General features: G+C 41.2%; 10 protein-coding genes. All 10 read right to left on the bottom strand.

All coding sequences use genetic code 11. The features are described from left to right. Window positions 1-2: 2 nt before the first annotated feature. A complete protein-coding gene (locus AR335_RS09365; protein ID WP_062234706.1) occupies window positions 3-860 on the bottom strand; it encodes an enoyl-CoA hydratase/isomerase family protein in 858 nt (285 codons plus the stop codon). 170 nt (window positions 861-1,030) lie between these two features. Then, window positions 1,031-1,672: a 2Fe-2S iron-sulfur cluster-binding protein gene (locus AR335_RS09360; RefSeq protein WP_062234703.1), complete on the bottom strand. Its 642-nt coding sequence runs from the start codon at window positions 1,670-1,672 to the stop codon at window positions 1,031-1,033. A gap of 3 nt (window positions 1,673-1,675) precedes the next feature. Next, complete coding sequence (locus AR335_RS09355; RefSeq protein ID WP_062234700.1) at window positions 1,676-3,331, bottom strand: FAD-dependent oxidoreductase; 1,656 nt, start codon at window positions 3,329-3,331, stop codon at window positions 1,676-1,678. Window positions 3,332-3,336: 5 nt separating this feature from the next. Continuing rightward, window positions 3,337-4,041 carry an ABC transporter ATP-binding protein gene (locus AR335_RS09350; protein ID WP_062234697.1) on the bottom strand — a complete coding sequence of 235 codons (705 nt, stop codon included), beginning with the start codon at window positions 4,039-4,041 and terminating at the stop codon, window positions 3,337-3,339. 1 nt (window position 4,042) lies between these two features. Further along, entirely contained in the window at window positions 4,043-4,768 is a 726-nt protein-coding gene (locus AR335_RS09345; RefSeq protein ID WP_062234693.1) for an ABC transporter ATP-binding protein, read from the bottom strand. Beyond that, on the bottom strand, window positions 4,725-5,747 hold the full coding sequence (locus AR335_RS09340; RefSeq protein ID WP_062234690.1) for a branched-chain amino acid ABC transporter permease: 1,023 nt from the start codon (window positions 5,745-5,747) through the stop codon (window positions 4,725-4,727). The genes AR335_RS09345 and AR335_RS09340 overlap by 44 nt, the downstream gene beginning before the upstream one ends. Window positions 5,748-5,749: 2 nt before the next feature. Next, window positions 5,750-6,619 carry a branched-chain amino acid ABC transporter permease gene (locus tag AR335_RS09335; protein WP_199805074.1) on the bottom strand — a complete coding sequence of 290 codons (870 nt, stop codon included), beginning with the start codon at window positions 6,617-6,619 and terminating at the stop codon, window positions 5,750-5,752. Window positions 6,620-6,670: 51 nt separating this feature from the next. Continuing rightward, a complete protein-coding gene (locus tag AR335_RS09330) occupies window positions 6,671-7,936 on the bottom strand; it encodes an ABC transporter substrate-binding protein (protein WP_062234683.1) in 1,266 nt (421 codons plus the stop codon). Window positions 7,937-8,237: 301 nt separating this feature from the next. Continuing rightward, entirely contained in the window at window positions 8,238-10,379 is a 2,142-nt protein-coding gene (locus tag AR335_RS09325) for an acetate--CoA ligase family protein (RefSeq protein WP_062234680.1), read from the bottom strand. 240 nt (window positions 10,380-10,619) lie between these two features. After that, window positions 10,620-12,167, bottom strand: coding sequence for a class I adenylate-forming enzyme family protein (locus AR335_RS09320; RefSeq protein WP_062234677.1), 1,548 nt, complete (start codon window positions 12,165-12,167; stop codon window positions 10,620-10,622). Window positions 12,168-12,213 lie beyond the last annotated feature (46 nt).

Genomic DNA, 12,213 nt, shown 5'->3' with positions numbered 1-12,213 from the left:
AACTATTCCTCCTTATTTTTATCATTAAATCCTTCATTTGCCTTATCCACGAATGCTCGTAAACCATTTTCCCTAATTGTTTTTCCTACTTCGGCCACATTCTTTTCGGGATTGAGAAAGAACATAGAAATAGCTGCCTCCAAGTTGAAGTCGAGCGCATCTTTTATGTTCATCATTTCATAAATTTTATTGATTGTGACTTTAGTAATTTTCAAGGCGGATGTAGGAATTTTTGCCATTCGCTCACCAAGGTCAATCGCTTCATTTAGTAGCTTTTCTTGGGAAACGACTCGATTATAAATACCGATACGGTATCCCTCCTGTGCATCTACAGAATCACCTGTAAAAAGTAGCTCTTTTGCTTTTCTCATACCGACAATCCACGGCATCATCAAAGTAGGAGGGGCAGCCCCAAATCGGATTTCTGGCTCCCCTATTATCGCGTCGTTGGAGGCAATCGCCAAATCAGCAGCAAAGACCCAATCCGCCGCACCACCGAGTGCATAACCATCTACAGCCGCGATGACCGGTTTTTTTAAATCCCACATTTTAAGCGACACTCTAAGTAGGGACTCTAGATGTTCTCGCCACACTTCAGATGGTTCTTGGCCAATAGGTGAAGGCATACCAAATGCTTCTTTCAAATCAACACCCGCTGAAAAGTTGTTGTTTGAGCCCGTCAGTACAACTGCCTTTACATCCTTATCCCTTTCTGCATGGTCCAGGGCATCACATACATCATAAGTGAGCTGCTCATTAATAGCATTGAGCTGTTTAGGGCGATTTAGCGTAATTACAGCAACATTCCCTTTCACATCATACAAAACTGTTTCAAATCTTTTTCCAACCTCTGTTTGCATAAAAAATCCACCTTTCATATTAAAGTATTATTAAATCTTTCATATTTTAAATATTTGCAATATTCATGCCAAATTTATTTTTCACTTTTTCCACTGATTTTGCTTGATAATACGGTGCTGACTGAGTCACTTTTTGAGTCATAAGTCAATTGTTATTTGACTTACTTGACTTATTTTAAAAAAGGTTCAATAGCTAACTTTTTTATCGGGATGCCATATGGACAAGGGATATCACCAGCACCCCGGTATTTTTCTACCCCAAGTTTTTTCGCTTTTGCTGTGAAATCTTTTCGATTATGGGGATGATTTTGGAGTAGAGCCAGTTTAACAAAAAATAAGGGACCTTCACATTCATCCCTTTGATCATAGTCATAAATACCACACGATGATAGACAGGATAGGCAATCAGTGCATTTACTCAATATTTTAAACTCTTCTTTGATTTCCTCATTTGTTGCCAAATCAAAGTCAATTGGATAGATTTCGTTTTTTTTCATCGTCTCGGTAATAAACGCTCGCTCTACAATCAAATCTCTTACCACAGGAATCTTAAGTAGTGGCTCAATCCTCATTTGGTCTTTAACTTTAGTTAGACAGGCCATTCTTGAATTTCCATTAATGGTTACCGCACATAGCCCACAGCTTTTAAAACGGCACCCATAGCGGATAGCCAAGGTGCCGTCTTGTTCCTCACGAATACTTTCTAAAACTTCTAGTACTGTTGATTTTCCAGATACTGAATTCACTGAATAGGGAACAAAATCTTTCATCCCGTCTGAATCCCTTTTAATAAAAATTGTTATACCATCCATGTGTCATCCCTCCAGAACCTCAACCTGCCAATCATCTCTATTAAATCGGACTGTTATGTTTTTTCGTTCCCAGTGGGTTTGACTCACTGGATAATCGATACGATAATGACTTCCTCTAGACTCTTGTCGGTGTAGAGCGCTAAGGGTCACTGCCCTTGAGGCTAGAAGCAAAAATTGCAGCTCGATACTTTCTAGCAGAAGGAAATCTTCCCTCTTATGATATGGTTGCTTAGTCTTTTGAATGTTTTCTCCTATATCCTCAAGTTGTTGATAGGCGCGCTCTAGGCCTTCACGGTCACGTAAAATGCCAACATCACGCCACATAATTTTACCTATCTTCCGCTTTATCCTCGCAGGGGAGAGATCCTCATGATATGCTGGAAACAAATTATACATTTGCTGTTTTTGTTCTACTAAATCCGCATGGGAAAGTTTTTCGATTGAATATGCCTTCCTAGCTGCCTCTCTTCCAACCAATCTACCAAATACCAAGCCTTCGAATAGGGACAATGAACCCATCCGACCAGCTCCATGCAGCCCTCCTGCGTTCTCCCCTACGGCCATAAGTCCGGGAACCTTGGTACTTCCCGTTTTATCAATGGCAATCCCCCCCATCATATAATGTTGCGTAGGGGTTACTTCAAACGGCTCCAACCACTGAAATGATTTAGGTCCATATGCCATACGTAAAGGCTCTAGGGAACCAATTGACTTCCAGTTTTCCCAGGCCTGTTGTCCCTCTAAATGCTTCCGGTTTTCTGTTGGATCCAGCCATACACCACCATGGGAAGTTCCTCGACCCTGTTTTACTTCCAAAGCAATGATCCGGCTAACATGTTCCCTTGTTTTGTTGGGCAAGTCTGTAACAATCACTTCCCCCTTGTTATTTTTTAATACCCCATAAGGTCCGGCTGCCGAAGTATCTCCTAATTCTAAACCAACCATTCCGTTTGGATGGGACACACCAAATGGCATGAACTGCACTTGTTCCATATCGATCAGCTTAGCACCAGCTAATAAACCGAGCGCATATCCGTCACCTGTTGCACTGCGCATATTATCGGTATAGGGATTGTACATGATCCCAGCTCCCCCGCACGCTAATATGGTTTGTCCCGCGATGACGCCAATCCATTCCTTGCAACCCCAGTTATAGGCGATGAGGCCGCAGATTTTTTTATTAACCTTAATCCAATCACAAGCGATTGCCTCTTCAACAACATCAATTTTTTTTTCTAGTAGTTTATTTCTTAAAATATTGGCCAAAGAAAGACCACGGTGGTGGGAAATATACGTCCGTGGCATTGAATGTCCCCCAGGTTTTATTGTAATCTTTTCTCTGGGGTTTTCTTTCGATCGTAAGTAGAGGTGTCCCCAGCCCTCCATCAAAAAATGTATGTTCTCACTGTTCTCCAGTAATGCCTCAACCAAGGAGTCTTGATTAAGATATGCCCCCGCTTCTAGCATATCGCGATACAAATCGTCTCCATCCGATCCCCGATCAGCGATGATTCCTCCGGAGATACGAGTGTTTCCCCAACTCAATGGCTCCTTCGTAATGATACAGACCCGGGCTCCCTCATGGGCTGCGGCAATACTAGCCATCATTCCCGCAACACCACTCCCAATACATACCACATCATAATTTAAAATGCGCATGTCGATTATATTCCTAAGTAGCCTTGTCTGATCTCGTCACTGTTTAGTAACTTCTCAGACTGTCCAGAAGTCAAGATTTTCCCGTTACTCAACATGTATACTCTGTCGGCAATTTGCAAGGACTGCCTAACATTCTGTTCCACAAGTAGTACTGTCATTCCCATCTGCCGAAGATCCTGAATGGTTACAAAGATTTGCTTTACAAGGAGCGGCGCCAGGCCCAGAGTGGGCTCATCCAACATAATAAGCTTTGGCATAGTCATTAAACCTCTCGCGATGGCGCACATCTGCTGCTCTCCCCCAGACATAGTACCTGCAAGCTGTTTTTCTCTTTCCTTTAGCTTGGGAAATAATGTAAACACTTTCTCTAAATTTTCCTTTACATGGAGCCGGGCTTTCTTTGTATATGCACCCATTTCTAAATTTTCCCTAACTGAAAGAAAAGGAAATAGCTTCCGGCCTTCAGGCACTTGCACGAGCCCCATTTCCACACGTTCAAAGGCAGGAATATTACTGATCTTTTCCTCTTGAAAATAGATCTCCCCTTTCATTTTCTCAATGATCCCGGATATTGATTTAACTGTTGTCGATTTCCCAGCTGCATTAGCTCCCAATAGGGCAACGATTTCTCCAGACTTAACTTCTAGATTAACGTTTCTAACAGCTTGTAGATCCCCATAGAAGGCGTTAAGACTATCAACACGAAGCATGCTATTCCCTCCCTAGATAAGCGTCTATCACATCTTTATTTGTTGAAATTTCTTCCGGATTTCCTTCTGCCAACTTTTGCCCATAACACAGGACAACCACCCGTTCCGATAAGGACATAAGGGCATGCATGTTGTGCTCAATAATGACAATTGTCAATCCCTCTTTATGTAGGCCCTTTATTATTTGGATCATTTCTTCAGTTTCCTCATCGTTTAAGCCGCCCATTACTTCATCGAGCAAAACCAATTCTGGTTTTGTTGCAAGTGCCCGAGCCAATTCCAAGCGTTTTCGGTTGCCAATCGATAAAGAATTAGCAGGCATATCCAAAAACCTAGACAGCCCGGCTAAATCGACATAATACTTAGCCTTTTCCCGAGCCTTGATTACGTTATTTTCATAGGTTAGAAGACCCACCATTACATTTTCTAGTACTGACAGATGGCCGAATGGCTTGACAATCTGGAATGTCCTAGCAATGCCTCTCTGGCAGATAGCTGGCGGCTTGTGATTGGTAACTTGTTGATCCTTAAAGTAAACGTCACCCTCCGTGGGATTAAGAAAGCCAGTAATCATATTAAAAAGAGTAGTTTTCCCTGCGCCATTCGGTCCGATAATCCCAATCATTTCTCCTTGTTTAACGTCTAAATCTACATCTTTGATTGCCCAGTTCCCACCAAATCGCTTACCAATGCCTTTCAGTTGTAGATACGTTTTTGTTGTACTCACCCTTTCTCCTCCATTTCAATTTCAAATGTAATTTTTTCTTAAACAAATTATTCAAACTGTGGGCTATTCCGTTTGGCATATACAAAACTACTAGCACCAGGATCAACCCGTAAATGAACAAATGCAGACCAGAGATTTCTGTTGCGTACCCCCTTAGTAAAATGCCAATTGGCGTCAGAAGGATAGAACCAATAATCGGACCGGCAGCAGAGCCCATTCCTCCGACAATCGCAATCATAGCAATTTGAATGGATATTGAAAGTGATAGAACGTTTTCTGGTTCGATAAATAAAATATATTGCGCTAAAAAGGTTCCACAAACTCCCGTCAAAAAAGCGCTCAAGCATGTAGATGACATTTTCACCAATGTAATTTTAACCCCCAACGAACTGGCCGCATCTGAATCTTCCCGCATGGCAGTTAGGAAGTATCCCCATTTTGAGTTTTGAATATATGAGGAGATGGAATAAATGATCAGCAACAGAAGGAGGAAAAGATATGCATACGTCTTGGGATCATCAAAAATCATGCTAGTCCATCCGGATTCGAATGGAATTTGGAGACCCATAGATCCCTTGGTAACATCTCTGAGTTGAGTTGTAGAAATATGAATCAGTTCGGCAAACGAGATGGTAGCTAATGTATAAAAGGGACCTTTCAAACGAAAGCATAAGACACCGATAATAAATGCAAAAAGAGCAGAGGCTAATCCACCTATAAGAATACTAATCCATGGGGAAATTTGAAAATTCAGAAAAAGAAGTGTAGATGTATAGGCTCCAATTCCCAAGTATCCTGCATGACCCAATGAAAACATCCCTGCAAATCCCCCTGAAATATTCCAAGCACTAGCTATTGCCCCCCATATCAAAGTCATGATCACGATATCAATGTAATATGGATCATGCAAAAAAGGCAACGTCAGGAATATCGTAAACAGGAAAAAGTAAAATTTTGGGATCTTAGATATTAATAGCATATCTACAACTCCTCCGCTCCAATTTGTCCGAAAAACCCTTGCGGTCTAACAACCAATAATATGATAAATACACCGAAGTAAATAGCCTGTTTCCATCCAGGATCAAATACATAAGCACTCATCGTTTCAATAATACCAATCGACAACCCTCCCAATAAAGCGCCGGGAATGCTTCCTAATCCACCCATAACAACAACAACAAATGTCATTAAAACAAAGTTAAGACCAATTGTCGGAAATACTGGGTACATCGGCATTAATAAGGCCGCACATAAACCAGTTAGTGCTGTCCCAATAGCAAAGGTCAGCATATAAATTTTGTTAATGTTAACTCCCATTAAGGTTGCAGATTCTCGATTTTGTGCCGTAGAACGAATTGCTTTTCCGGTATAAGAGTGATGAAGAAAGTAATACAAAAGGGTATAGACTCCCATAGAGATAACAAATGCAATGATTTGAGGAACCCCGATCAGCAGTGAGCCCATGTGAAGCGATTTAGTTGAATAACTAGTGGGTACCTGCAAAAAATCCGCATTAAACAGCATTAGTGCAGAGCTCATTAGCATCTGACTCAATCCCACCGTGACAAAAATCTGGACTACTGCCGGTTTACCCACTACCTTTTTAATTAGAAAGAAATTTATAAGCCATCCAATCAGAAACATACACGGGGTAACTATGAATATAGCGACATAAGGATTCATGTTGAAAAAGGAATAGAGAAAAAACGTCATATACATTCCAACCATTACAAAATCGCCATGAGCAAAATTGACGATACGAATCACACCAAAAATTAATGTTAACCCGACTGCCATTAAAGCGTAAACGCCACCAAGAAGAACGCCATTAATCAACAACTGTACGAACAAGTAAAGCACCTCCTGTTTTAAAAGATGGAGGGCTTATGCCCCCCTAAAAAACTATTGGTGTAACGGAATCTTAATGGGCTGCGAATTTGAGAATTTATCTGGCCATACCAATTTAAATGATCCTTTTTGCCATTGCATTATGACAATTTTTGCCCGACTGTTCTGCCCTGGGTTTTTGGAATCCGGTCTATTGAACTTCACGCCGATTCCATTCGGAAGTTCACCTTCCGCAATGTCTACGTTCAGCAAGGCTTGGCGGATTCCTTCCGAATCGAGGGTTTTAGCTTTGGGCAGCGCCTCATGAAATAATACCCAAGCTGCGTTGAACGCACGCCAGGTCAATCCAGTGGGATCTGAGCCTTTTTGATTTTTCCATCGTTTTATAAACTCTTGCTGAAGTTTTTGAGCATTTTTTGAAAGCGATTTCGGATTAGGGTTAGATGGAGCTTCTGCTACAAAAATGCCATCTGAATCCTGTCCTAATTTTTGCGCAAAATCTGCTAATGCAAAACCAGCCGCTGTACCGATGATCGCCTTTGGCTTGAACTCCATTTGTTTGGATTGCTTGATGAACAGAATGGCATCATTGATGTAAGACGTTGCGATCACGATATCTGGATTCAGTTTCTTATATTTCAAAATGGTAGATGAAAGATCATTAGTTGTACTTTTGTAGCTATCTTTGGAAATAATTTGCATTCCATTCGCCTTCACCTTTTTTTCCACCACTTCGGCTACTGAGCTGCCAAAAGACGAGTCTTCATGCATAATAGCAACTTTTAGTTTTTTAGGATTTATTCCTAGTTTAACTGACAGAACCTGTTGGGCGAAATCCGCAGCGCCCTTTCCCATCATTGAAGCATTATCAGTGACACGCATAGTATATTTATAGCCCCGGGAGGTGATGCTATCTGCAACTGCATTTGCCTCCACATAAACCACTCTATTGCGTTCAGCAACCTGAGTAGAAGCCATTGACAGGCCACTTGCATACGTACCTAGAATGGCTTGTACTTTTTCCTTTTTGATTAAGCGGTTTGCCTCATTACTGGCTGCTGTAGCATCGGGAGCATCCACTTTAACCAATTTAATTTTCTTACCATTCACTCCGCCTTTGTCATTTACCATTTCTGCAACGATTTTTACCGCATCGTATGAATCATTGCCTAAAAGTGCCAACGATCCTGTTAGTGGAAACAATGCCCCAACACGAATGGAATCACCTTTAACCGTTGCACTGCTTTCATTAGAGCACCCACTTATCAAGGAAATTAGGAGCAATAAAATTACGAATACAATGAGCATTCTTTTCTTCAATTTAAATCCCCCTTATCCATTTTCATAGCATCACGATTGCTTACCCACGACTCCTTCCTTTCTGGTTCATACATGACCCTGTCAAGTAAAGATTCTACATTGCTTTCTTAAACAGTTTCCGTTAGCGTACCCCTCTTTTTAGTCGACAATGTGCTTCATCCGCAACTCTTCAATACTACCAATCTGTCGACAGCACAGCATCCTTTGTCTTATGCAGTACGAGTCCAGAGTCGATTTCAACCTCTGTATGGGTTCCTTGTTGATCACTTTCCTGCGATTCATTAATCTACCTCCTTCTTAATTAGGTAACAGCCTGTTCCATTTCCACTTGCTTTAATACCACCAGTCCGTCCACTGCGCGGCACCCTTTACCTTTAGGCAATACGAGTAAAGGGTTGATTTCAACCTCCTGAATCGTTTCTCTATGGTCAGATGCTAGGTGCGACAACTTTATTAATACGTCAATCAATGCATCAATATCTGCTTGTGGCTTTCCTCTGTATCCTGACAGAAGTTTGAATGCTTTGGTCTCCCTGATCATCTGCTCAGCCTCTATTTCGTTAATCGTCTCTAATCGCAGGCTGATATCCTTCAAAACTTCTACGAGTATGCCGCCGGATCCAACCATGACTATGGGACCAAACATCGGATCGATTTTTGCTCCTACTATCATTTCGATTCCTTCCGAAACCATTTCTTCCACCACGATACCGTTAACGTAGGCATCTGGATATTTTTCGTAAACTGAAACCATGATGTCTTTAAATGACTGTTCTACTTCTGCAGCTGATTTCAGATTTAGCTTGACACCACCGGCATCAGACTTATGAGGAATTTCAGCAGATTCTATTTTCATCACCACTGGATAACCAATTGACTCGGCGGCTTGTACAGCTTCCAGAGGCGAAGAAACAAGGATCTTCTCTGGGACGTCGATTCCATAATTCTTTAAAAACATTTGACTCTCCCGTTCCGTTAAAACTCCTTTGGTGCTATAAGGTAAGTCCTTTTTATCCATTTTAATTACTGGAATATTTTTCAGCTTTTCCGTTTGTTGTATCGTAGATGAATACCAAATTAAATTTCGGATGGCTTTAAACGCAGATCGAGCACCGACTAGAAGAGGAATACCTTTTTTAATCAGTTCCAATCCGACCTTTTCATCCGCTCCTCCTGCGTTCGGAGTAAAAAGCACGACCGGCTTGTTATAGGTTTTAGAGCATTCCTCAATACTCTTTACAATTACCTGTGTCGCTTTGTTATGGTTTAAGGCGTTTTCAGTTATATCCATTTGCGAGACCGCTATCACATCAACGTTTGGGTCCTCAGCCAGGGCATTTAGGCAAGCGTTGTACAGATTTAAGTCGAGCGCTGCATTACCTGTTGTATCAAGCGGATTCCCGATGCTTCCAAATTCCGGCATAATCGATTCTAACTTTTGATTAGTTTCCGGTTGGAAGTTAGGAAAATGTACACCAATTTCCTCACCTATATCAGCATATATACCCGCTTCCCCTCCTGAGGTAGTCGTAATGGCTACTCCCTTACCATTAGGAAACCTATTGTTGGAAAATAAAATAACGGTTTCAATTAATTCATCGACATCGCTTACACGTATGATCCCTTTTTGTTTAAAAAGTGTATCGATCACTTTGTCGCTACCCGTCATGCTTCCCGTGTGCGCAATGGCCGCGTGGGCTGCTTTTTCTGACTTCCCAACCTTAATAAGGATAATGGGCTTTTTGTTTTTAAAAGCAATATCTGCAGCTTTCACAAAATGGTTGGGGTCTTTGATCCCTTCAACAAAAGCCATAATTACATCTGTATTCGGATCATTCGCAAGATACTCAATGTAGTGACTTGTATTCACAACCGTTTCATTTCCGCTGGAAACAATGGTGCTGATGCCCACACCGCGTCGGCCCAATTCTCCTACTATTGCATGCATTAAACCACCGCTCTGGAAGATACCACCAACCCGTCCCCTCTTTAATCCATCCGGGAAGAAAAATCCATATGAAGAAAAATTATTGGCCGAACTGATTAAGCCAAGGCAATTGGGTCCACATACGGCAAAATTGTTTTCCTTAGAAAACTGGATCATTTCCCTCGTTTTTTCTATACCAGCGCCTTCCCCTTCTCCAAAGCCACTAGAGATAACAACAGCTCCTCTGGCTCCTTTTTCTTTAGCTTCCCGTAAAGTTCGCAAAACGTGTTCCCCTGGAATACTGACATATAGGGCATCAATGGTATCAGGTATTTCCTTGATGCTGGAATAACACTTTTCCCCATGAACCCTTTCATATTTGGCATTCACAAAATAAATCTTTCCCTTATAGCCAATATGCAACAAATTTTGATAAGCTAATGTGGCCCTATTGCTCTTCGGTGAAATTCCAATAATCGCCACCGATTCCGGTTTAAAAAGGGCGTCAAGATCCATCCCTATGCTCCTCCCTTTATCCCATAATTGACTTCCTTGATAACTCTTCCTTTTCAAGACTAGGTATTTTCACGCACCTTTCCATTTAGTTTCAATTTTCTATCTATTATTAATATTTGCAATATTCATGCCAAAATTTAATCTTCACATTTCACTATAATTTTGTGCATTGTTTTGATTTCTATTAAGTCAATTATGATTTACAAGTCATCCCGGGAATGACTTAATGTGACTTATCTCCTATTGAATGATTTCCTTTAAAAGCCTTTTTAATAGCTTGCCAGATTTATTCCTAGGTAGCTTGTCTACGAGTTCAAACACGGTTGGGCATTTAAACTTAGCCAAATATTTTCTCGTGTATGCTGCCAATTCATTCTGGCTAAGAAAGGATCCAGGCTTTATTACAAGATAAGCCTTAATAATTTCTCCTCGCTCCGAATCAGGCATCCCTACGACCGCTGAATCAATAATTAACGGATGGCGAGAGAGAACTTCTTCAACTTCATGAGGCACCACAACAAACCCTGCAGTTTGAATGATATCCTTCCGGCGGTCCACAATAAAAAAATTGCCGTTTATATCCTGATACGCCATATCTCCTGTATGAAACCATCCATTCTTCAGGCTCTCATTTTGCTTTAACTCATTTTTAAAATATCCCTGCATCACACTTTTGGAACGAATCGCAATTTCACCAATTTGACCTGGGGGCAATTCCAATCCAAATTCATCTAGAATTTGTACATCATTATTGGCAATCGGCTTACCGATAGAGCCAGGCTTTCGCACATCTCCGGGCTGTTCTATAATTACGCATGCTGTTGTTTCGGTTAGACCATAGGAATCAAGGAGTTTAATTCCGTACTTCGCTTCAAACTCTTTTTTTAAATGAATGGAAATATTCGATCCTCCGGTAATTGCATAGCGCAGCTGGCTTATATGTTTTTCTTTCGAGGGCCTATCAATTTGTTTCAAACGGTAATATGTGGTCGGAATGCTCATCATCACCGTGGGATTATGATTCTCCATCATCTCCAAAACGTTATTTACGGATTCTTCGTCGAGTAAAATAAGAGTGGATTGCCGCCAGATACTAAGGTGCATCGACATTACTTGACCATACACATAGACGATTGGGAGACCACACAAGATGCGATCCTCAGAGGTGAGATCCATCGCGTCATTTAACGGATGCATTTTCTGCACGATATTGCGATGGGAGATCATGACCCCTTTTGGCATGCCCATGGTACCTGAGGTATAAAAAATCACAGCGATATCATATTCGGTCACTTTTATGCAATCGTCGTCTGCTGGTTTATTTGGGCAATTACTAAGGAAATCGTCCATATTCAAAAAAGATCGACCAAGACCATCTAATGGTTTGTCCATATTATTAACAATGCAGTGTTCGATATGAGACTCCCTTTTCGTCAGGACCATTTCCACTTCGTCCAAATAAGAGCTGTCCGTGATTAAAATACTAGCTTCCGAGTCTTCAAAGATATACATCATTTCATGGCATTTTAACGAGCCATGTATCGGTACAACAATGGCGCCAATTTTTAAGATCCCGTAGTAAGCTACTATATGACGTACATTGTTGGGAAGCATTAAAGCGATTCGATCTCCCGGTTTAGCCTGACATCGTTGGATCAGTTGCTCAGCAAAACGATTCGACATGTCATGTAGCCATTGATAGGAAAACTGGCCTTCCTTTGTAATTAATGCAATTTTCTCGGGACATTGGATAGTGGCTTTTTCTAGCCAAGAATGAATGATATGCAATGATTACACCACCTTTATTAGATATACATTTTATTAATTGCAAGAT

This window comes from Fictibacillus sp. FJAT-27399, from assembly GCF_001510655.1.
Taxonomy (GTDB): Bacteria; Bacillota; Bacilli; order Bacillales; family Fictibacillaceae; genus Fictibacillus_C; species Fictibacillus_C marinisediminis.
The sequence above is the reverse complement of the archived record's forward strand: the minus strand, read 5'-3'. Positions and strand labels throughout refer to the sequence as shown.